This is a genomic window from Nonomuraea sp. LPB2021202275-12-8 (assembly GCF_037044575.1).
GTDB lineage: Bacteria > Actinomycetota > Actinomycetes > Streptosporangiales > Streptosporangiaceae > Nonomuraea.
Genome location: NZ_JBAHWD010000041.1, coordinates 45,281 through 66,125, shown reverse-complemented (window position 1 = coordinate 66,125; position 20,845 = coordinate 45,281). Strand labels below are relative to the sequence as shown.

General features: G+C 71.7%; 19 protein-coding genes. 10 read left to right on the top strand and 9 right to left on the bottom strand.

Going from position 1 to position 20,845, the window contains the following annotated elements; genetic code table 11:
- Window positions 1-4: 4 nt before the first annotated feature.
- Window positions 5-676 (bottom strand): hypothetical protein, encoded by a 672-nt coding sequence (locus tag V5E28_RS42545; protein ID WP_336215682.1) that lies wholly within the window; start codon window positions 674-676, stop codon window positions 5-7.
- Entirely contained in the window at window positions 673-1,425 is a 753-nt protein-coding gene (locus V5E28_RS42540) for an ABC transporter ATP-binding protein (RefSeq protein ID WP_336215681.1), read from the bottom strand. The genes V5E28_RS42545 and V5E28_RS42540 overlap by 4 nt, the downstream gene beginning before the upstream one ends.
- 90 nt (window positions 1,426-1,515) lie before the next feature.
- Here V5E28_RS42540 and V5E28_RS42535 point away from each other — a divergent pair, with 90 nt between their 5' ends.
- Window positions 1,516-2,073, top strand: coding sequence for a DivIVA domain-containing protein (locus tag V5E28_RS42535; protein WP_336215680.1), 558 nt, complete (start codon window positions 1,516-1,518; stop codon window positions 2,071-2,073).
- Window positions 2,074-2,085: 12 nt separating this feature from the next.
- On the opposite strand, the gene V5E28_RS42530 is transcribed toward V5E28_RS42535, so the two are convergent.
- The gene (locus tag V5E28_RS42530; protein WP_336215679.1) at window positions 2,086-2,730 is read right to left on the bottom strand and encodes an HAD family hydrolase; all 645 of its coding nucleotides are present in this window, start codon (window positions 2,728-2,730) and stop codon (window positions 2,086-2,088) included.
- 18 nt (window positions 2,731-2,748) lie between these two features.
- Here V5E28_RS42530 and V5E28_RS42525 point away from each other — a divergent pair, with 18 nt between their 5' ends.
- Window positions 2,749-3,246: a GNAT family N-acetyltransferase gene (locus V5E28_RS42525; RefSeq protein WP_336215678.1), complete on the top strand. Its 498-nt coding sequence runs from the start codon at window positions 2,749-2,751 to the stop codon at window positions 3,244-3,246.
- On the opposite strand, the gene V5E28_RS42520 is transcribed toward V5E28_RS42525, so the two are convergent.
- From V5E28_RS42520 to iolC, 5 genes are all read right to left on the bottom strand, one after another.
- Window positions 3,200-4,180 carry an AI-2E family transporter gene (locus V5E28_RS42520; protein WP_336215676.1) on the bottom strand — a complete coding sequence of 327 codons (981 nt, stop codon included), beginning with the start codon at window positions 4,178-4,180 and terminating at the stop codon, window positions 3,200-3,202. The genes V5E28_RS42525 and V5E28_RS42520 overlap by 47 nt on opposite strands.
- A gap of 86 nt (window positions 4,181-4,266) precedes the next feature.
- Entirely contained in the window at window positions 4,267-6,117 is a 1,851-nt protein-coding gene (gene iolD / locus V5E28_RS42515) for a 3D-(3,5/4)-trihydroxycyclohexane-1,2-dione acylhydrolase (decyclizing) (RefSeq protein ID WP_336215675.1), read from the bottom strand.
- Window positions 6,114-6,953 carry a 5-deoxy-glucuronate isomerase gene (gene iolB, locus V5E28_RS42510; RefSeq protein WP_336215674.1) on the bottom strand — a complete coding sequence of 280 codons (840 nt, stop codon included), beginning with the start codon at window positions 6,951-6,953 and terminating at the stop codon, window positions 6,114-6,116. The genes iolD and iolB overlap by 4 nt, the downstream gene beginning before the upstream one ends.
- A complete protein-coding gene (locus tag V5E28_RS42505; RefSeq protein WP_442945960.1) occupies window positions 6,950-7,855 on the bottom strand; it encodes a Cgl0159 family (beta/alpha)8-fold protein in 906 nt (301 codons plus the stop codon). Before V5E28_RS42505 ends, iolB begins: the two co-directional genes overlap by 4 nt.
- Complete coding sequence (iolC, locus tag V5E28_RS42500) at window positions 7,852-8,796, bottom strand: 5-dehydro-2-deoxygluconokinase (protein WP_336215673.1); 945 nt, start codon at window positions 8,794-8,796, stop codon at window positions 7,852-7,854. Before iolC ends, V5E28_RS42505 begins: the two co-directional genes overlap by 4 nt.
- 300 nt (window positions 8,797-9,096) lie before the next feature.
- Between iolC and V5E28_RS42495 the strand changes: the two genes are divergently transcribed.
- The 8 genes from V5E28_RS42495 to V5E28_RS42460 all read left to right on the top strand — a co-directional run bounded on the left by V5E28_RS42495 (window position 9,097) and on the right by V5E28_RS42460 (window position 19,169).
- A complete protein-coding gene (locus V5E28_RS42495) occupies window positions 9,097-10,464 on the top strand; it encodes an extracellular solute-binding protein (protein ID WP_442945959.1) in 1,368 nt (455 codons plus the stop codon).
- Window positions 10,439-11,380, top strand: a complete 942-nt coding sequence (locus V5E28_RS42490; RefSeq protein ID WP_336215672.1) for a carbohydrate ABC transporter permease — start codon at window positions 10,439-10,441, stop codon at window positions 11,378-11,380. Before V5E28_RS42495 ends, V5E28_RS42490 begins: the two co-directional genes overlap by 26 nt.
- Complete coding sequence (locus tag V5E28_RS42485; RefSeq protein ID WP_336215670.1) at window positions 11,377-12,195, top strand: carbohydrate ABC transporter permease; 819 nt, start codon at window positions 11,377-11,379, stop codon at window positions 12,193-12,195. The genes V5E28_RS42490 and V5E28_RS42485 overlap by 4 nt, the downstream gene beginning before the upstream one ends.
- A gap of 1 nt (window position 12,196) precedes the next feature.
- Complete coding sequence (locus tag V5E28_RS42480) at window positions 12,197-13,267, top strand: ABC transporter ATP-binding protein (protein WP_336215669.1); 1,071 nt, start codon at window positions 12,197-12,199, stop codon at window positions 13,265-13,267.
- Window positions 13,264-14,451, top strand: a complete 1,188-nt coding sequence (locus tag V5E28_RS42475) for a CehA/McbA family metallohydrolase (protein WP_336215668.1) — start codon at window positions 13,264-13,266, stop codon at window positions 14,449-14,451. The genes V5E28_RS42480 and V5E28_RS42475 overlap by 4 nt, the downstream gene beginning before the upstream one ends.
- Window positions 14,442-15,335: a TIM barrel protein gene (locus tag V5E28_RS42470; RefSeq protein ID WP_336215667.1), complete on the top strand. Its 894-nt coding sequence runs from the start codon at window positions 14,442-14,444 to the stop codon at window positions 15,333-15,335. The genes V5E28_RS42475 and V5E28_RS42470 overlap by 10 nt, the downstream gene beginning before the upstream one ends.
- 61 nt (window positions 15,336-15,396) lie before the next feature.
- Complete coding sequence (locus V5E28_RS42465) at window positions 15,397-16,482, top strand: Gfo/Idh/MocA family protein (RefSeq protein WP_336215665.1); 1,086 nt, start codon at window positions 15,397-15,399, stop codon at window positions 16,480-16,482.
- On the top strand, window positions 16,479-19,169 hold the full coding sequence (locus tag V5E28_RS42460) for an alpha-mannosidase (RefSeq protein ID WP_336215663.1): 2,691 nt from the start codon (window positions 16,479-16,481) through the stop codon (window positions 19,167-19,169). The genes V5E28_RS42465 and V5E28_RS42460 overlap by 4 nt, the downstream gene beginning before the upstream one ends.
- A gap of 201 nt (window positions 19,170-19,370) precedes the next feature.
- Here V5E28_RS42460 and V5E28_RS42455 read toward each other — a convergent pair whose 3' ends face one another.
- On the bottom strand, window positions 19,371-20,840 hold the full coding sequence (locus V5E28_RS42455; RefSeq protein ID WP_336215662.1) for a PucR family transcriptional regulator: 1,470 nt from the start codon (window positions 20,838-20,840) through the stop codon (window positions 19,371-19,373).
- Window positions 20,841-20,845 lie beyond the last annotated feature (5 nt).

The following is a 20,845-nucleotide window of genomic DNA, read 5'->3' as shown; positions in this document are numbered from 1 at the left end:
AGGCTCAGGGGCGGGTACGGCGGAGCCAGGCGTAGGCCGTCAGGCCGATCAGGCACCAGATCAGCGAGACGGCCGCGAGCTCGGGGAACTGGTCGAGCAGCAGGTTCGCGTTCGCGGCCCGCATCCAGACGGTGACCGGCACGGTCAGCCAGTAGAGCGGTGACGCGCTCAGGATCAGCATCGCCAGAAACCCGAAGACGAGCGCCATGATGGACAGCGCCGGGGACGGCAGGATCACCCTGCTGGTGAGCGCGCCGAGCGCGGTGCCCGCCAGTGCGGCCAGCCCGTGCAGGACGACGGCCGCCACCAGCACCCCCCTCGACGGGGTGGCGCTCAGCCCGAGCAGCAGGCCCCAGGCCAGGGTCAGCGCGGAGAAGGCGGCGCAGGCGGTCAGCGCGGCCAGGATCCCGGCTGACGACTCCCGCCCCCTGCCGCCCACGCTGGTCGCGGACATCAGGCGCTGCTGGTCAGGCTCGGTGTCGAGCAGGCTCCTGGCCGCCCACGCCAGGATCGGGATGATCAGGGCCGCCGAATCCGTCAGCACGGTGGCCTCGTGGCCTTCCGGCGCCCGGTTGCTGTGCAGGATGGCGAGGATGGCCAGGAGCATGAGCAGGGCCTGGAAGACGCGGTGCGACCGCACATAGGCGGCCAGCCTGAACACGGCCAGCGCGATCATCGGGACTCCTCGGCGGTCATCTCGCGGGCCTCGTGGCCTTCGCGGCGCATCCTGTCCACGAAGGCCGCGACCTCACCGGCCGGTAAGGTCACCGCCACTGTCACCAGTTCCTCCGTCAGGCCGTCCTCGATCGTGGCCGGGGCGGGCGGGGCCGCGGCCGTCACCCTGAGGCGGCCGTCGGTGAGCGACCAGCGGCGCGCGGACGTCAGGGTGCGCAGGCCGCCCTGGTGGTCGCTGACGATCACGATCACGCCTCGCGCCGAGAGCTCCTCGACGATCGGCGGCAGCGCCTCGCGGGTGTCGGCGTCCAGGCCCGCGAAGGGCTCGTCGAGCAGCAGCAGGCCGGGGTCGGCCATCAGGGACTGGGCGAGGCCGACCTTGTGGGCGCTGCCCTTGGAGAGCGCGAGCAGGCGCATGCCGAGCAGGTGGGTCATGTTGAGGCGCTCGGCCCACGGCTCCCAGCGGGCGCCGCCGCGGACGCGGGACATGTGGTCCAGGTAGGCCGACACGGTGAAGGGCTGCTCGGCGGGGAAGCGGTCTGGCGCCAGGCCGACGACCGCCGGGCGGCCGGTGATCGTGCCGCTGGTCGGTCTGGTGAGCCCGGCCAGAAGGCGGAGGAGCGTGGACTTGCCCGCGCCGTTGGCACCGGTAAGTTCGATCACGTCACCGGGTGTTAGCAGAGCGTCGATCTCCCGGATGACGGGTTGATCACGTCTTTTGTAGCGGAAGGACACATTCGACAGGCGCATGGTGATGTAACCGTATAGGCCGACTCGCATTGCCGTGATAAAGGGCTTCACAATGGAGGCGACCCCCCAGCACAACTCAGGAGGAGAGGCTTGAACCGCTTTCCACGCGTCATGGGTATGCGTTCAGGCTACGATCCCGGCGAAGTCGACGCCCTGATCGGGCGGATCGAGGCCACCCTAGGAAGAGGGCCGCGCGATGTCGAGCTCGTCACCGCCGACGACGTGCGCGCGGCCACTTTTCGCGCCAAACGCGGTGGCTATCAGGAGACCGCGGTCGACTTCGCTCTGGAGGCGTTCGTAGTGGCGCTGGAGACCATGGCCAAGAGCCCGGTGCGGCTGGCCATGGCGGAGCCAACCGGCGACCTGCTTCGCGAGGAGTGGTTCGAGAGCCAGGCGGCCCGGGTGGAACGGGTGGCGTTCCGCCCCGGCCGGATGGGCACCGGTTACAACGAGGACGAGGTGGACGCGTTCCTGGACCGGATCGTGGCCACCCTGCGCGGCACCACCGACTATCCGTTGACGGTCAAGGAGGTGCGGGAGGCGAAGTTCGCCACAGTGCTGCTGAGGACGGGCTATCTGATCGCGGACGTCGACTCGTTCCTGGCGGGCATCGCCGACGTGCTCGAGGAACGCGCGGCCCGGGCGTGACCGCGTCGCGGCTCAGCCCGCGACCGTCCGCGCGAGGCCGCGCAGATCGGGCAGGACGTCCTGGAGGATCGCCGGGTCGGCGGGCAGCACGCCGTGGCGGTTGATCCACACGCGGCGGATGCCGAGGCGGTGGGCGGGGACCATGTCGTGCGTGTAGCTCTGCGCGACGTGCACCCAGGTGCCGGGGGCGTGCGCATGCCGGAAGGTGTCGAAGTGGGCAGGGGACGGCTTGTAGGCGTGGCTGTCCTCCGCGGTCACGACCGCCTGGAAGGGCACCGGCAGCCGTCGCAGCGTTCCGGCGACCAGGTCGCGGTCGCAGTTGGTGAGCAGCGCCAGGTTCCAGCCGGCCGCGCGCACCGCCGACAGCTCGGCCTCGACCTCGGGGAAGACCGGCCAGTAGGCGATGGTGGAGGCCAGCACGTCGGCGTCGTCGTCGTGCAGCGCCACCTTCTCCTCGGCGCAGGCCCGGCGCAGCGACTCGGCCATGACGTGGCGGTAGCGCATCGTCGGGGACTCGGCCTGCACCCGGGGCTCGTGCCGGTTGTAGGCGTCGAGGAGCCGCTGCCCTTGGCCCGGAGCGATCAGCTCGGCGCTCGTACGGATGCCGTGCCGCCAGTCGACGAGGGTCCCGAAACAGTCGAACGTCATCCAGCGCATGAGTCACATAATGGGCCCATGACGATCTCAGTGCGAGCCGTCGAGCCCGCCGATCTTCCTGTGGTCACCCGGATCCTGGCCGCGAGCTGGGGTGGCGTCACCGTGGTCGCTTTGGGGCGGGGCGACCTCGTGGACGCGAGCGAGCTGCCGGGGTTCCTCGCCGCGGACGAGGGCGGTGAGGTGGCGGGTGTCATCACCTACGCCGAGCGTGGCGGCTTCGTGGAGGTCGTCACGATCGACGCCGTCCTGCCCGGCAAGGGTGTCGGCAGGGCGCTGATGGACGCCGTCAGGGACCGGGCGATCGAGCTGGGAGCGTCGGGCCTGCGGCTGGTGACCACCAACGACAACACCCGGGCCCTGCGGTTCTACCAGCGTTACGGCTTCGACCTGATCGCCCTGCACCGGCACGGGGTGGACGCGGCGCGCAGGCTCAAGCCGTCGATCCCCGCCGAGTCCGACGGCATCCCGATCAGGCACGAGCTGGAGCTGGAGCTCCTCCTGCCTGCTCGCGGCTGAGCAGGGCGACGACGACCGAGGTCACCGGGGCGGCCAGGAAGGCGCCGGCGATGCCGAAGACGACGCTGCCGACCGTGATGGCCACCAGGATCACCGCGCCCGGCAGGTCGAGCGCCTTGCCGTAGATCTGGGGCGCGAGCACGTGCCCCTCGAGCTGCTGCACGAGCACGGTCACCGCGACGACGATCAGCGCGATCAGCCAGCCCTTGGCCACGAACGCCACCACCGCCGCCAGCAGACCGGCCATGAACGCCCCCACCACGGGCAGGAACGCGCCCACCCAGGTCAGCACGGCCAGCGGCAGCGCGATCGGCACGCCGAGTATCCACAGCGCCATCCCGATGAAGAAGGCGTCCACCGCCCCCACCAGGGCCACGCCGCGGATGTAGCGGCCGATGACGGAGAACGCCTGCGAGCCGGCGTCTCTCAGCAACTGCCTGGCCGAGGCGGGGAACAGCCCGGTCAGCCAGTGCCACAGCCGGTCGCCGCCGTGCACGAAGTACACCGCCAGGATGAGGGCCAGCACCGCGCCCACGATGATCTCACCGGCGATCCGCACCCCGGCCACCGCGCCCGTGGTGATCTGCTGGTTGCGCCGTGACAACCACTCCTTGGCCTGGGCGAGGAGTTGCTGGTCGTCGAGGCCGAAGTAGGCGGCCAGGGAGCTCGCCTCCTCCAGCACCCTGCCCACGCTGGAGTGCAGCTCCGACAGGCTGTTGACCGTCGGCGGCACGAGCAGCGCGAACAGGCCCAGGGCCAGCAGCAGCCCGCCGACGAAGACGATCGTGGTGGCCGCCCCCCGGTTGAGGCCGCGGCGGGTGAGCCAGCGGGCAGGGGGGAGCAGCAGCGCGGTGATGAAGATGCCGACGATGATCGACAGGAACACCGTGCCCACGAAAGTGAGGCAGTAGAGCACCACTGCGGCGATCCCCACCCACCCGAGTGCCCGCCAAGGCCTCATCCCCGCCCCCCGAGTCTTGCCTGGTCACAGGCCTTCCCCGGAGGGCAACCCGCTAAGCGCTACGGCGCGAGACGGCGATGCTGGCCGAGCTTGGCGGCTTCGTACCCGCTCCTGGCGGTCCGGCCGGCCGGGGTGGTGGAGACCTCGGCCACGGGCACGTCCCACCACGCCTCGGAGGAGGGGGTGTCGAGCGCGGGATCGGTGCGGACGTACACGACGGTGGTGCCGGTGGCCGCCCGGGCCGTGTCCAGGGCCTTGCGGAAGTCCGACAGCGTCTCGGGGCGCAGCACGGTGGCGCCGAGGCTGGCCGCGTTCGCCGCGAGGTCCACGGGCAGCGGCCCGCCGTCGTAGCGGCCGTCGCCGCGGTAGGCGTAGGAGGTGCCGAGGCGCTCGGCGCCGACGCTCTCCGACAGGCGGCCGATGGAGGCGAAGCCGGAGTTGTCCACCAGGACCACTGTCAGCTTGACGCCTTCGGAGACCGCTGTGACGAGCTCCTGGGCCATCATCAGGTAGGAGCCGTCGCCGACCATGACGAAGACCTCGCGGTCCGGGGCGGCCAGCTTGACGCCGAGGCCGCCCGCGATCTCGTAGCCCATGCAGGAGTAGCCGTACTCGACGTGATAGCTGCCCGGCCCGCTCGGGCGCCAGAGCTTGTGCAGGTCGCCGGGCATGGAGCCGGCCGCGCAGATCACCACGCCGTCGTCGCCGGCGGCCGCGTTGACGGCGCCGATCACGGCGGACTGCGGCAGGGGGCTGCCGTCCAGCGAGTACGCCTCGTCCACCACGGCGTCCCAGGCTCTCGACAGCTCGGCGGCGCGGGCCCGGTAGGCGGCGGAGGTGGCCCAGCCCTCGCAGGCCTCGGCCAGCTCGGTCAGGCCCTCGCGGGCGTCCGCGACGAGCTGGAGCCCGGACAGCTTGGCGGCGTCGAAGCCGGTGATGTTGAGGTTGACGAAGGCGGCGTCCGCGGCGAACAGCGAGTGCGAGGCCGTGGTGAAGTCGCTGTAGCGGGTGCCGACGCCGATGATCAGGTCGGCCTCGCGGGCGAGCGTGTTGGCGGCCGTGGTGCCGGTGGCGCCGATCGCTCCCATGGCCATCGGGTGTCCGTACGGCAGGGCGCCCTTGCCCGCCTGGGTCTCGGCGACCGGGACGCCGAAGGTCTCGGCGAAGGCTCGCAGCTCCTGGGCGGCCTCGCTGTAGATGACGCCGCCGCCGGCGACGATCAGCGGCCGGGCGGCCGACCTGATCAGCTCGGCGGCGCGGCTCAGGGCGGCGCGCTCGGGGCGGGGCCTGGGGATGTGCCAGACGCGCCGGGCGAACAGGTCATCTGGCCAGTCGGCGGCCTCGGCCTGCACGTCCTGCGGCAGCGACAGCGTCACCGCGCCCGTCTCGGCGGGGTCGGTGAGCACCCGCATGGCGGCCAGCAGGGCCGGGGGGAGCTGCTCGGGCCGGTTGACCCGGTCCCAGAAGCGGGAGACGGGCTTGAAGCAGTCGTTGACCGAGATGTCGTAGGAGCGCGGGTCCTCCAGCTCCTGCAGCACCGGGCTGGCCACCCGGGTGGCGAAGATGTCGCCGGGCAGCAGCAGGACGGGCAGCCGGTTGATCGTGGCGCCCGCCGCGCCGGTGATCATGTTGGTCGCCCCGGGGCCGATCGAGGTGGTGCAGGCCAGCGTGGAGAGCCGGTTGCTGGCCCGGGCGTAGGCGGCGGCCGTGTGGACCATCGCCTGCTCGTTGCGGCTCAGGTAGTAGGGCAGGTCCTCGGTGGTGGTGGCCAGCGCCTGGCCGAGCCCGGCCACGTTGCCGTGACCGAAGATGCCGAAGCAGCCGCCGAAGAGGCGGTGTTCGACGCCGTCGCGCTCGGTGTGCTGGGCGGCCAGGAAGCGCACCACCGCCTGCGCCACCGTCAGCCTCATGAGGTCCTCCCGAAAGGCAGTCGCGGGTCGATCTCCTGGCCGTTCCACGAGGAGCGCACCCAGGCGTGGCGGGGGTCGTCGCAGAACGCCATCGACCGCTCGCCGGCGGGGCCGGCCAGGACGTTGAGATAGTAGAGGTCGTAGCCGGGTGCGGCCATCGACGGGCCGTGATAGCCGTAGGGGACCAGCACCACGTCGCCCGAGGACACTTCGGCCAGGGTGTCGATCCGGCCGCGCTCGGAGGAGTAGACGCGCTGATAGCCCAGCCCGTGGTCGGCCACCTCGAAGTAGTAGATCTCCTCCAGCACGGCCTCGCCGGGGCCGGCGGTGTCGTGCTTGTGCGGCGGATAGGACGACCAGTTCCCGCCGGGGGTTAGCACCTCGACCGCCACGAGCTTGTCGCACTCGAAGGTGTCGGGGGAGGCGAAGTTGTTCACCTGCCTGCTGGCCTGCCCGGCGCCGCGCAGCTCCACGGAGACCTCGGAGGCGGGGACGTAACGGGGCTCCAGGCGGCGGGTGGCTAGGGCGGACGGCAGGGCGATCCGGCCCGTGCCCTCCAGCACCACATGCTCAGAAATCGGGATATAGGCGAAGTCGGAGGGTCCGTCGAAGACCGACGGCCGGCCCGCCAGCTCGAACGTCAGCGAGCCGCAGGTGACCGTGCAGGAGCCCGACAGCGGCAGCACGATCAGCTCCTCCCCGCCGGTGTCGAAGGCGACCGGGGAGCCGGTCAGGTCGACGACCCGCAGGCCGGAGTAGTCCCAGCCGGCCATGGCGGGAGTGATCTCCACCGACCACGGTCCGCCGGCGGCCTTGCCGAACGGAAGGAATGTCATGAGTCAACCTCTCGAACCAGGGCGGCGGCGCCGTCCACGGCGGTGGCGACGTCGTCGTCCGGAGGGTAGAGCAGAGCGCGCCCGACCACGAGCCCCCGCACGCCGGGCAGGCGCAGGGCGCGCCCCCAGTCCGCGTAGGCGGCGGCCACGTCCGGCGGATCGCCGCCGAGCAGCAGCGCGGGCAGCGTGGTGGCGGCCATCACCCGCTCCATCTCGGCCACCGCGGGGATCTTGAGCCAGGTGTAGGCGGAGGTGACGCCGAGCGCCTGGGCGATGCTGATGGACCGGATGACCGCGTCGGGCGACAGGTCGTTGCGGACCGCGCCGGTCTCCGTCCGCCCGGACCAGAACGGCTCCACCATCGCGACGAGCTGCCTGCGGGCCAGGTCGGTGATCGCCTTCGCGCACGACTCCAGCGTCGCCACGCTCGCGGGGTCCGCCGGGTCGATGCGGCACAGCATCTTGCCGCCGTCCAGGCGCATCTCGTCGATCGAGGTCGCGTCGAAGCCGGTGAACCGGTCGTCCATCTCGAACACCGAGCCCTGCAGCCCGCCCCTGTTCATCGAGCCGAAGGCCAGCTTGCCTTCGAGCGCGCCGAGCAGCAGCAGGTCCTCCAGCACGTCGGGGGAGGCCAGGATGCCGTCGACGCCGGGCCTGGCCAGCGCCACCTGCAGCCGGTCGAGCAGGTCGAACCGGCTGGCCATGGCCAGCGGCCGGTCACGCACGGCCAGCGCGCCGCGAGCCGGGTGGTCGGCGGCGATGATGAGCATGCGCTCGCCCTCGCCGGGCAGGCCGCGCCGCTGACGGCGGGCCGCCGACAGGGCGATCTCCTCCGGCTTGGTGGCGCGGATGTGGGTGAGCTGCTCGTAGCGAGCGGTCCTGGACAGCGTGATGTCGCTCAAGGCCGCACCTCGCCGCCGTCGAGGAGGGCGAGCACCTCATCGGTGGACGGCATGGCGTCCGCGCACGCGAGCCGGGCGGCCACGTGCGCGCCCGCCGCGTTGGCGAAGCGCACCGTACGCTCCAGCGACCAGCCCCGCACCAGCCCGTGGCAGACGGCGCCGCCGAACGCGTCTCCCGCGCCCAGCCCGTTCACCACCTCGATCTTGACCGGCGGGACGACCACGTGCTCGTCCTTGCTCCGGGCCAGGACGCCGCCGGGGCCCATCTTCACGATCGCCACCTCCATGCCTGCGTCGAGCAGCGCCTGCGCCGCCGATTCCGGGTCGCGGGTGCCGACGGCGACCTCCACCTCGTCCAGGTTGCCGACGGCGACGTTGGCGTGGCGGAGAGCCTGGCGCACCTCCCGCTCCGCGGACTCGGGCGACTCCCACAGCATGGGCCGGTAGTCCAGGTCGAACACCGTCCAGCCGGACGTGCGCGCCGACAGCGCGGCGGCGTGCGCCGAGCGGCTCGGCTCCTGGCTCAGGCCGGTCCCGGTGAACCAGAAGACCTTCGCCTCGCCGATCGCGGCCAGGTCGAGGGAGTCGGCCGTGAGCTGCAGATCGGGTGGATGCTCGCCGCGGTAGAAGTAGATCGGGAAGTGGTCGGGCGGGAAGATCTCGCAGAACGTGACCGGCGTGGGCGGACCGGCGACGGTGCCCACGAAGGCGTCGTCCACACCGAAGCTGCGGATCGCCTGCCGCACCCACTCCCCGAAGGGATCCGCGCCCACGGCGGTGACCACGGCGGAGCGCAACCCGTGACGGGTGGCCGCCACCGCGACGTTGGTCGGGCTACCGCCGAGGAACTTGCCGAAGGTCTCGACGTGGGCCAGGCCCACGCCGGTCTGCAGCGGATAGATGTCGACGCCGCAGCGGCCAATCGTGATCAGGTCGAACAACGCACCTCCAGAGACGGAGCCTTCGGCAACCACTATGGCATATTGTCATGACATTCGGATGTCCGCTATGTTACTCATTGTGCCCCGGCCGAATACCGGTGGAGCGACCTCGCCCGCACATCGCATAGTGTCGGTCTGTTGACCGTTCTCCCCGCGGGCAAAGTCGCAGCATGTGGGCACGCTCCCGAAACATAGCCAGGTCTTTACGTCATATGGATGTCATGACATATTGGCCCTGACTTCCTCCCTTTTAGGACGTGTCGGAGGGTTTGCATGGTGTTGCGCAAAAGGTCGATGAGTGTGGCCGCGGTAGTCGCCGTGTCCGCGCTGGGACTGGCTGCCTGCGGGCAGTCGTCCAGCGGTGGCGGCGGCGGTGACGCGATCGAGCTCACGATCACCCAGAACGCCATCGCCGGCGGAAAGAACGCGGCGGCGGCCGACCACATCGCCAACTGGGTCATCCCCAAGTTCGTGGAGGCCCAGAAGGCTAAGGGGAAGGACGTCTCGGTCAAGTTCGTCCCCAGCGGCGTCGACGACGAGCAGTACAAGACCAAGCTCTCCCTGGACCTCAAGTCAGGCAAGGGCGCGGACGTGATCGACATCGACGGCATCTGGGCCGGCGAGTTCGCCGAGGCCGGCTACATCAAGCCGCTGGCGGACGTGGTCGGTCCCGAGGCGGAGAGCTGGGAGGGCTGGCAGCAGATCCCCGAAGCCGTCCAGGGCCTGGCCACCTTCGAGGACAAGAAGTACGCGCTGCCCGTCGGCACCGACGGCCGCGTCCTCTACTTCAACAAGACGCTGTTCGGCAAGGCCGGGCTGCCGGCCGACTGGCAGCCGAAGAGCTGGCAGGAGATCCTGGACGCGGGCGCCAAGCTGAAGTCCTCGGGCGTCCCGGTGCCGATCCAGATCAACGCGGGCACCGCCATGGGCGAGGCCACCTCGATGCAGGGCGTGCTGCCGCTGCTCGCGGGCGCGGGCGGCGAGGTCCAGCAGGACGGCAAGTGGTCCGGCGCCTCGCAGCCGATGAAGGACGCGCTCGGCCTCTACCAGAAGATCTACGGTGGCGGTCTCGGCGACCCCAAGCTCCAGCAGGAGGCCAAGGGCCGCGACAAGTCGTTCCAGCAGTTCGCCGAGGGCAAGATCGGCATCCTGATGGAAGGCGACTACTTCTGGCGCGGCGTGGTCAACCCCAAGGACGGCGTCGCCAAGATGGCCGACCGCGACCAGGTCGTCGGCTACGCCAAGATCCCGGCCATCGAAGCCGGCAAGGGCGTGCGCGGCCAGGACTTCGTCAGCATGTCCGGTGGCGCGCTGCGCACCGTCAACCCCGGCAGCAAGCACCCGAAGGAAGCCTTCGAGCTGCTCGCCTTCACGCTCTCACCCGAGGCGCTGAAGGAGGAGACCAAGGACGGCAACGTGCGCATCACCCCGCGCACCGACGTCAACAAGGAGATCCTCGCCGGCGAGCCGCTGCTGACCTACATCTCCGACGAGGTGCTCCCGCTGACGGCCTACCGGCCGCCGGTGGCGGTCTACCCGCAGGTGTCGGTGGCGCTGCAGGAGGCCACCGCCGCGGTGGTCGGCGGCACGGCGCCCGACCAGGCGGCGGCCGAGTACGCCAAGAAGCTCGAAGGAATCGTCGGTGGCGCAGGTAACGTCGCCTCCTGACCCCGTGAAGGTCGTCGACGACACGACGACGGCCCGCCGCCGCTACAGCTCCGACGCGGCGGGCCTGGGCCGGCTCAGAGCGGGCGCCTTCGTGGCGCCCGCCCTGGCGCTCATCGCCGTGTTCCTGGTGTTCCCGGCGCTCTGGGTCATCTACCTGGGGCTGATGAACTACCGGCTCACCGGCCTGGCCGCCGCCGACCCCCAGTTCGTCGGGCTGGACAACTTCCTCCAGGCGATCACCGACCCGAACTTCTGGGACTCCACCTGGCTGACGTTCCAGTTCGTGCTCGGCTCGGCCGTCATCGGCCAGGTGGTGCTCGGCTTCACGATCGCCTGGATGCTGCGCGACTGGCGCGGCCCGCTCAAGCGGATCGTCGAGGGCCTGGTCATCCTGGCCTGGATCCTGCCCAGCGCCGTGGTGTCGTTCCTGTGGGTGGCGCTCCTCGACCGCGACAGCGGCACGCTCAACGCGCTGCTCGGCATCGAGGGCTTCGCCTGGCTGCTCGACCACCCGATGCTGTCCATCATCATCTTCAACACCTGGCGCGGCACCGCGTTCTCGATGATGCTGTACGGCGCGGCGCTCGGGAACGTGCCCCCCTCACACCTGGAGAGCGCCCGCCTGGCCGGGGCCTCCGGCTGGCAGCAGCTTCGCGACGTGGTGTTCCCGCACATCAGAGGGCACATCCTGACCAACCTGCTGCTGATCAGCCTGTGGACGTTCAACGACTTCAGCCCGTTCCTGCTCACCGCGGGCGGTCCTGACGGCAAGTCCGAGGTGCTGGCGGTGCACGTCTACAAGACCGCGCTGCAGAGCGGCGACCTGGGTTACGGCGCGGCCATCTCCACGGTCATCCTGCTGATCAACCTGGTCGTGGCGGTGTTCTACCTGCGGCTGCTCAGGAGCAAGAAATGACGCGGTTCGTCGCGGGCCGGATCGGCTTCTACACGCTGATCGCGGTGCTGCTGGCCTTCTTCACGATCCCGCTTCTGTGGCTGGCCACGGCGCCGTTCACCTCGGACCCGACCTACGAGGTCCGGGTGCCCGACTTCACCTTCGAGAACTTCCAGATGATCATCGATCATCCGTACGCCCTCTGGTCGCTGGTGAACTCGCTGGTGCTGTCGATCGGCACCGCGCTGCTCGTCGTGGTCCTTTCCGCCCTGGCCGCCTACGCGCTGAGCCGCGTGCGGCTGCCGGGGCGCGACGCGCTGCTGTACGCGCTGCTGCTGCTCTCCTCGATCATCACCGGCACGGCCGCGATGGTGCCGCTGTTCCAGCTCGCCATCGAGCTCAACCTGATCGACTCGCACACCGGGCTGATCCTCATCCTGAGCGGCGGCCTGCTCCCGGCGGCGATCTTCATGATCAAGGACTTCATGGACTCCACACCGAAGTCCTACGAGGAGTCCGCCCGCGTCTTCGGCGCCTCGCCGCTGCAGATCGTCGCCCACGTGGTCGTCCCGCTGGTGCGGCCGGGCCTGGCGACCATCGCGGTCTGGACCGTGGCCAACGTGTGGGGCAACTTCCTGATGCCGTACCTGCTGCTCAGCGATGTCGAGAAGCAGCCCGCCGCGGTGATCATGTACACCCTCTACACCGAGGGCGGCCAGGCCAACCTCAAGGTGCTGTCCACGTTCGGGCTGCTCTACTCGATCCCCGTGGTGCTCATGTACCTCTTCGTCAGCAAAAAGTACGGCTTCCGCTTCCACGGAGGGATAAAGCGCTGAAATGGCCGCAATCGAACTTCGGGGCCTGACCAAGGTCTATCCCGGTGGAGTGAAGGCGCTCGACTCGCTGGACCTGAACATCCCCGACGGAGAGTTCTTCGCCCTGCTGGGCCCCTCGGGCTGCGGGAAGACCACCCTGCTGCGCACGATCGCCGGGCTGGAGACCGCCACCGGCGGCGCGGTCGTGATCGGCGACCGCGACGTCACGGGCATCCAGCCGGGCGCCCGGGACATCGCCATGGTCTTCCAGGACTACGCTCTGTTCCCGCACATGGACGTCACCGACAACATCGCCTACCCGCTGCGCATCAAGAAGGTCGCCAAGGCCGAGCGCCAGCGCAAGGCCGCCGCGGTCGGCGCCAGACTGGGCCTGGAGCTCCTCATGGACCGCCGGCCCGGCCAGCTCTCCGGCGGCCAGCAGCAGCGCGTCGCGCTGGCCCGTGTGATGGCCACGCAGGCGCAGGCGTTCCTGTTCGACGAGCCGCTGTCCAACCTGGACGCCCGGCTCCGGCTGGAGGCGCGCACGTTCCTGAAGAAGCTCCAGCGTGAGCTCGGCGTCACCACCGTCTTCGTCACCCACGACCAGGCCGAGGCGCTGGCCATGGCCGACCGGATGGCGGTGATGGAGGCCGGGCACATCCGGCAGATCGGCACCCCCGCCGAGGTGTTCCAGCGGCCCGCCAACACCTTCGTGGCCTCCTTCATCGGCTCGACTCCGATGAACCTGCTGGACGCCGTCGTCAGGAGTGACACGCTGGAGGTGGCCGGGTGCAAGGTGCCCGTCCCCGCCTCGGCGGAAGGCCTCCTGGTCGACGGAGAGAAGATCGTGTACGGCGTGCGTCCCGAATACATGTCCTACACCGCCGAGCCCGCTGACGGCAGCCTGTCCGGCGACGTGGTCATCGTGGAGAACCTGGGCGCCTCCCACCTGGTCACCCTGGAGGTGGCCGACGTGCTCGTGCAGGCGGTGGTGCCCGAAGGACGGGAGCCGGAGCTCGGCGAGCAGGGGTTCGCGGTGCCCAGGCGCGACCGCGCGCTGGCCTACCGCGACGGTGAGCTGGTGTCGGCATGACGGTGATCCGTGGTCGCTGGAGCCTGGACGACCGGCTGGAGCGCATCCTGCGCGAGGTCCCGTTCGAGGTGCCCGCGGGCACCGCAGCGGTGACCGTGCGGCTGGCCTACGACCGCTCGCAGGGGGTCCTCGACCTGGGCTGCGGCGCGCCTGACGGCTTTCGCGGCTGGTCCGGCGGGGCGCGGGACACGTACACGATCACCGGGGACTGGGCGACGCCCGGCTACCTGCCGGGCGAGCCCGAGCCGGGCGTCTGGAACGTGTGGGTGCGCCTGCACCGGATCCCTCCGCAGGGGCTCGACTACACGCTGGAGATCCTCGCTGAGACCGCGCCGCCGGCGCGGCCGGCCGTCGAGGAGCCGCCCGCGGGCGAGCGCCCGCCCCGTAGGGACATCCCCGACATCGACGGCCTGCGGTGGTTCGCCGGTGACTTTCACGCGCACACCCTGCACAGCGACGGCTCGCTGACCATCGCCGAGCTCGCCGAGCTCGCCAGAGGGCGCGGCCTGGACTTCCTGACCGTCACCGACCACAACACCGTCAGCCACCACCCCGAGCTGGCCAAGACCGACCGGGGCATCGCGCTCCTGCCCGGCCAGGAGGTCACCACCGACCGCGGTCACGCCAACGTGTTCGGCGACGTCGGCTGGGTGGACTTCCGGCAGCCGGCCGACTCCTGGGTCGAGCACGCCGCGCGCGAGGGCGGCCTGATTTCGATCAACCATCCGCTGGGCGGCGACTGCGCCTGGCTCCAGCCGCTGACCGAGCGGCCTCGCGTCGCCGAGGTCTGGCACTCCGGCTGGTGGGACCGGCGCTGGGGCGCGCCCCTGGCCTGGGCCGACGCCTGGCGGCCCGATCTGGTCTGGATCGGCGCCAGCGACTTCCACCGGCACGGCCAGGACGGCCTGCCCGGCTCGCCCACCACGTGGGTGCTGGCCGAGGACACCGGCGCCGTCTTCGACGCCGTGGCCGCGGGCCGCACGGCGATCTCCGCCGGGCCCGATGCACCGCTGCTCCTGCGGCTGGGTGACGAGCTGCTCGCCCTGAACGCCGACGGTCTCGTCCTGGTGCGCCCCGGCGGCGCCCGCCAGGTCGTGCGCGGCGACCGGGTGCTGCTGCCCGCCGCCGAGGGGCGGCACCGTCTGGAAACCTACGAGAACGAGGTGATGGCGCTATGCGCCTGACAAGTGTCGCCAACGCCCCGGTGAGCTTCGGCGTGTTCGAGCTGAGCGACGCGCCGCCGCCGTTGGCCGCCGACGAGATGGTGCGCGCGATCGCCGATGCCGGCTACGAGGGCATCGACCTCGGCCCCATCGGCTATCTCGGCACCAAGGACGATCTGGCCGAGCGCCTGGGCGGGCTGCTGCTCGCCGGCGGCTGGGCCGACCTGCGCTACAGCGACCCCGAGGAGTTCAAGCGGGGGCTGGCCGCGCTCGACGCCACGCTGGAGGTGTTCGCGGCGGCGCCCGCCGCCCCCGAGCACCTGGCCCCCCGGCCGACGCTCGGCTGCTCCGGCTCGCCGGCCCGCTTCGCCCGCCCCGGCGGGAACGCTCCAGGGCTGGAGCCGTCGCAGTGGGCCGGCTACGCCTCGCGGGTTCAGGAGGCGGCCCAGCGCTGCCGCGACGCGGGCTTCGAGCCCGCCTTCCACCACCACCTCGGCACCTACGTCGAGACTCCGGAGGACGTCGAGCGGCTCCTGGAGCTGACCGACGTGCAGCTCTGCCTCGACACCGGCCACCTGCTGCTCGCCGGGGGAGACCCGGTGACCGCACTGCGCGAGTGGTCCGGCCGGGTCGGCCACGTGCACATCAAGGACGGCGACCGGAGCATCCTCGCCCAGGCGCTCGCCGACGGCGTGGACCTGCGCGAGCTGATGGGCAGGGGCGGCTTCGCGCCGCTCGGCCAGGGTGAGCTCGACCTGCCCGGGGTGGTGCGCACGCTGGAGGAGATCGGCTATCAGGGCTGGGTCATCATCGAGCAGGACACCCTGCCCGGGCGGCGCTCAGTTGCGCAGAACATCGCCGATCAAGCTGCCAACCGCGAGAAGCTGAGGGAACTCGGACTTTGAGCCGGACTTTGGGGCCATGCCGGAGGGGCTGGCTGGTGGGACCACGCTGGAGGAGCGGGCTTTGAAGATCGCGCTTGTCGGGTGCGGAGCCGTCACGCAGGCGGTGTACGTGCCGCTGCTGTCGCGCCGCCGTGACCTGTTCGAGGTGACGGCCGTCTGCGATCTGTCGCAGACCCTGGCCGACGCGGTGGGAGACCGGCTGGGCGCGCCCGGCCGCTACACCGCGGTCGGCGACATGCTGGAGGCCGGCGGGTTCGACGCCGTGCTCATGCTGGCGTCCGGCTCCCACGGGGAGCCCGTACGGCAGGCGCTCGCGGCCGGTTACGCGGTGCTGTGCGAGAAACCGCTGGCGCTGACGCGTGCCGAGGTGGCGGCGTTGCCCGAGGGCCGCCTCATGGTGGGTTACATGAAGCAGTACGACCCGGCAGTCCGCCGGGCCGAGGAGTTGCTGGCGGAGCTGGGCGGGCCGGGCGTGATCAGGTCGGTCGAGGTGACGGTGCTGCATCCCAGCGGGGAGTCGCAGCTCGCCTTCGCCAACCTGACGCAGGCTCGCGACGTGGACCCCGAGTTGCTCGCGTCCCTCCGGGAGGCCGAGAACGGGCTCGTCTCTCAGGCCCTGGGCGAGTCGGCGCCGGACGAGGTGCGCGCCCTGTACGGGGTGGCGCTCGGCTCGATCTGCCACGACCTGTCGCTGCTGCGGCGCTTCACCGGCTCGCCCGCCGAGATCTCGCACGTCGAGACGTGGGGGGCGGCCCCCGGATCCGTCGAGATCTCCGGGCCGCTGCCCGCCGGGGGCCGGTTCGGGATCCGCTGGCACTACCTGGAGGACTATCCGGCCTACCGCGAGACCGTGGTCATCCATCACGATCGCGGCTCGCTTGAGCTGGTCTTCCCCGCGCCCTACCTGATGAACGCGCCGACCACGCTGACCGTGGTGTCCGGCGCGGGCGCCGAGAGCCGCACGGAGTGGCGGGACGTGACCGAGGCGTTCGAGGTGCAGCTGGCCGCCTTCCACGCCTTCGTCAACGACGGCAAGCCGCCGCTCACGGGCGCGGCCGGCGCCCTTGAGGACATCGTCACCGCCCAGCGCATCGCCGCCCGTTTCGCCGTACAGCACGACCTGCAGATCGGAGGGGAAGCAGCGTGACCGCAGAGTCCACGGAGATCGTCGTCGTCCCGCACACGCACTGGGACCGGGAGTGGTACGAGCCGTTCCAGCGGTTCAGGCTGCGGCTGGTCGCGCTGCTGGACGAGGTGCTCGACACGATGGAGCGCGAGCCCCGCTACCACTTCACCCTCGACGGCCAGCTCGCCTGCGTGGACGACTACCTGGAAGTGCGGCCGGAGAACCGCGACCGGATCGCCGCGCTGGTCGAGTCCGGGCGGCTGGCGGTGGGGCCGTGGCAGATCCTGCTGGACGAGTTCCTCTGCTCGGGCGAGAACATCGTCCGCAACCTGGAGCTCGGCATGGACCGGGCCGACAAGCTCGGCGGGGGCATGGCGGTCGGCTACCTGCCTGACATGTTCGGGCACACCGCGCAGATGCCGCAGATCCTCCGGCGGGCCGGGCTCCTGCACGCCTGCGTCTATCGCGGCGTGCCGTCCTCGGTGACGACCGACGCCTTCGCCTGGGTCGCGCCCGACGGGACGGCGCTGCGCACGCAGTACCTGCCGGCGGGCGGCTACGGCAACGGGGCGCACCTGTTCGAGGACGCCGGCCAGCTCGCCGAGCGCGGCGCCGCCTTCGTCGAGACGATGCGCCGCTGGCACGGCCCTGAGGGGGCGCTGCTGGCGATGTACGGCACCGACCACTCGGCGCCGGTGCGCGGGCTGCCGGAGATGGTGTCCGAGCTCGGCGCCCGCATGGACACCCTGTCCGGATACATCGAGGCCCACTTCGGCGACGTGGCGGGGCTGCCCCGCGTGGCCGGAGAGCTGCGCTCCCACGCCCGGGCCAACATCCTGCCCGGCGTCATCTCCGTGCGCGCCCACGTCAAGCAGGCCATGGGCCGCGCCGAGCGGATGGTCGAGCGCTACGCGGAGCCGCTCGCCACGCTCTGGGGCGACGACTGGCCGGGCCGCTTCCTCGACATGGCCTGGTGGCGGCTCGTCGATGCCAGCGGCCACGACTCGGTCACCGGCTGCGGCGTGGACGAGACCGCCCAGCAGGTGGCGGCCCGCATCGCCGAGGCCGAGCACCTCGGTCAGGCCGTGCGCGACATGGTGACGGCCAAGCTCGCCGCCGCCGTGCCGTCCGACGGCGTGCTCGTCGTCAACCCGACGCCCGCCGCGCGCAGCGGCGTGGTGCTGGTGGACGTGGCGGGCGAGGACCCGCTGGTGGACCCGACGGGCGCGAAGATTCCCGTCCAGCCGCTGGAGTACGCTCCGACGCTGCTGCTCGACGAGGAGATGGACCCCGCCACGGCGCTGACGTTCATCCACGGCACCGAGCTCTACGGCCAGCACATCACGGGCTGGTCGGTCGAGGACGGCGTGCTCACCTTCACCGTCGCCCGCGAGCCGTCCGTGGCCTTCAACGTGGGCCAGGTGCGCGGGGCGCTGGACGGCGTGACCCGCGTCCGGATCCTGGCCGAACCCCGCCGCACCGTGGCCGCGCTGGTCGAGGCGCCGCCGCTCGGCCACACCAGCGTGCGGCCCGCGCCGTACGACAGCGCGACGGGAGCGGCCCCGGCCGTCGCCGGCGTGCGGGCCGAGGAGCGGGTGCTCGACAACGGCCTGCTGCGCGTCGAGGTGGCGCGCGACGGCACGCTGACGCTGACCGGCGCCGACGGGGTGACCCTCACCGGCGCCGGCCGGATCGTCGACGGCGGCGACGTGGGCGACAGCTACAACTACGCGCCTCCGGCCGACGACCGGTTCGTCTCCGAGCCGGAGTCGGTGCACGTGAGCAAGGTCTGCTCCGGGCCGCTGGTGGCGGCGTTCGACGTCTGGCGCACCTACCGGTGGCCCGGCGCGGGCGACGGGATCGAGGGCACTCCTGAGATCCCCGCGCCGTCGCGGACCGAGGCGACCGAGGAGATCGCCGTCCGCACCCGGGTCGAGCTGCGCGCGGGCGAGCCGTACGTGCGGCTGAACGTGGAGTTCGACAACCGCTGCGCCGACCACCGGGTGCGGCTGCACGTGCCGCTGCCCGAGCGGGCGACCGTCTCGCACGCCGAGGGGCAGTTCGCGGTCGTCACCCGGGGCCTGACCGCCGAGGGCGGCTGCGGCGAGGAGCCGCTGCCGACCTTCCCGGCGTCCGGGTGGGTGGCCGCCGGCGGGGTGGCGGCGCTGCTGGAGCACGTCACCGAGTACGAGCTGGTGGAGGAGGGCGGCGAGCTCGCGCTCACCCTGCTGCGCTCGATCGGCTACCTGTCGCGCAACCGCCACGCGCTCCGCCCCGAGCCCGCCGGCCCCCAGCTGGCGACCCCGGCCGCCCAGTCCAGGGGCCTGCGCTCGGTCGGCCTGGCGCTGATGCCCTACAGCGGGACGTGGGCGGCCGTGCCGTCCGCCGCCGAGACGTTCAGGCACGACATGCTGACGGTCGCGGGCACCGGTTCCCCCTCGCTCCCGCTGCCGGCGGCGGCCTCCGGGCTGTCGGTGTCGGGCGACGGCGTGGTCATGACCTCGCTGCGCGCCCGCGACGACCGGCAGGAGCTGCGCGTCGTGGCACTCACGGACACCGGCACCGAGGCGGTCATCGAGGGCGCGTTCACGCAGGCTCGGCACGCCGACCTGCGCGGCCGCCCCGGCGAGCCGCTCCCCGTCACGGACGGCGTCCTCCGCCTGCCGCTTCGAGCCTGGGAGATCGCCACCATCCAGCTGGCCGACTGAGGTATTGAAGTCGTTCGACCTGCCCAGTCGCCTCAATCGGGGCCCTGGGCAGCATCGATCCGACGACCTGTCGCGCTGACGGGTAGTCCTCAGAAGGAGATGGAGCGCCTCATGGCCACCACGGACACGGCCGTGCTGGAGCGGTGGATCCAGCGGGCGTCCTTCGTGAACTCCGTGGAGGAGCTCTTCGCCTGAGAGCTCTCACGAGGGGGCCGGGTCGTGCAGGCCCAGCTGGCGGGCCGCCTGGATGGCCAGCCAGACCTCGGCGAAGGAGTCGCTCGACGACAGGTCGCGGCCGGTCAGCGCGGCGAACCTGCGCAGGCGGTAGGCCAGCGTGTTGGGGTGGATGTGCAGGGCGGCGGCCGCGTCGTCGGTGCGGCGGTCGCGCTCCATCCAGGTGCGTGCCGAGGTGAGCAGGCGCGAGTCGTGCGCCTCGTCGTAGGCGAGCACCTCGCCCAGCACGTCCTCCACCAGCGCCGCCAGCGTCTCGGTGTCCTCGGGCAGCCAGCGCCCGGTCTTGTCGTCGCCGTAGTGGACCAGCGCCTGGCCCGACTCGACGGCCCTGGTGGCGGCCCAGACGGCCTCCCGCCTGGCCATCCGGGTCGAGCCGCCGGGCGCGAACGGCCTGCTCATCCCGGCGTGCGCGCCGGGGAGCGAGGTGATCGGGGAGCGCAGCTCGGGCGGGCCGAGGACGTAGTGGTCGTCGCCGCGCCGCAGCATCAGGTGCGGGTGCTCGGCCAGCGCGCGCCGCAGGGCGGCGTCCGGGGCGCCCTTCACCACCACCAGGACGGTCCCGGCGTCGAGCGGGAGGCCGAGTCTGGTCAGTCGGCGCCGGGCGGTGGCCGGCTCCAGCACGTCCTGGAGCAGCTCGGCGAGCGTCTCGGCACCCTCCCGGCGCAGCGTCTCGCGCTCATGCCGGGCCATGGCCACCTGCAGGGCCGCCACGGTGGCGATGTGCTGCACCACGGCCAGCCCGGCGGGCCGGGCGCCCTCGCGCTCGAACGCCACCAGGAACCCTGCCGGGCCGCCCGGCGCGGGGACGGGGAGGACGAAGCCGCCGGGGATCGTCGGCGGCGCGTCCGGCTCCGACGGCAGCACGTCCAGCGACGGCACCGGGACGCCGGGCAGCAGCGGGCGGCCCTGCGGGGTGCACAGGTAGACGTCGTAGCCGGACAGCCGCTCCAGCCGCCCGAACAGCGTCGCGGTGTCGAGGTCCTCGGCCGCCAGCCACCGCAGCGCCCCGAAGACCTGCAACTGCGCGCCGAGCCGGTGCCTGGCGTCCTCCTGCACCGCCGCGGCGACCTCCTGCGCGATCGCGATGAACGGCACGGCGAGCGGCACCTCGAGCACCGGCATGCCGCGTTCCTCGGCGGCCTCGAGGAACGTCTGGTGCAGCGGCGGCACATGGAGCTGGGCGGACAGCGCCAGCGCTGAGACGCCCGCGTCGTCCAGCCGCTCCAGATAGGCCCGCTGCCTGGCGGCCGAGCGGGGGACTCCGATGCCGGTCGTCATGATGACTTCGGCGCCCAGCAGCCACGGGGTCGGATCGTCCAGCTCGCTGACGTGCGCCCACGACACCGACCGCCCCAGCCCCGCCTCGCCGGCGATCAGCCGCAGCTGCAGGGCGGGCGAGCGCAGCAGGTCCTCCACCGTCATCTTGTGCTCTGCCACAAGAC

Coding starts and splice junctions, on each gene's coding strand:
- V5E28_RS42545 (WP_336215682.1), bottom strand. CDS start 676: ATGATCGCGCTGGCCGTGTTCAGGCTGGCCGCCTATGTGCGGTCGCAC.
- V5E28_RS42540 (WP_336215681.1), bottom strand. CDS start 1,425: ATGCGCCTGTCGAATGTGTCCTTCCGCTACAAAAGACGTGATCAACCC.
- V5E28_RS42530 (WP_336215679.1), bottom strand. CDS start 2,730: ATGCGCTGGATGACGTTCGACTGTTTCGGGACCCTCGTCGACTGGCGG.
- V5E28_RS42525 (WP_336215678.1), top strand. CDS start 2,749: ATGACGATCTCAGTGCGAGCCGTCGAGCCCGCCGATCTTCCTGTGGTC.
- iolD (WP_336215675.1), bottom strand. CDS start 6,117: ATGAGGCTGACGGTGGCGCAGGCGGTGGTGCGCTTCCTGGCCGCCCAG.
- iolB (WP_336215674.1), bottom strand. CDS start 6,953: ATGACATTCCTTCCGTTCGGCAAGGCCGCCGGCGGACCGTGGTCGGTG.
- V5E28_RS42485 (WP_336215670.1), top strand. CDS start 11,377: ATGACGCGGTTCGTCGCGGGCCGGATCGGCTTCTACACGCTGATCGCG.
- V5E28_RS42480 (WP_336215669.1), top strand. CDS start 12,197: ATGGCCGCAATCGAACTTCGGGGCCTGACCAAGGTCTATCCCGGTGGA.
- V5E28_RS42475 (WP_336215668.1), top strand. CDS start 13,264: ATGACGGTGATCCGTGGTCGCTGGAGCCTGGACGACCGGCTGGAGCGC.
- V5E28_RS42470 (WP_336215667.1), top strand. CDS start 14,442: ATGCGCCTGACAAGTGTCGCCAACGCCCCGGTGAGCTTCGGCGTGTTC.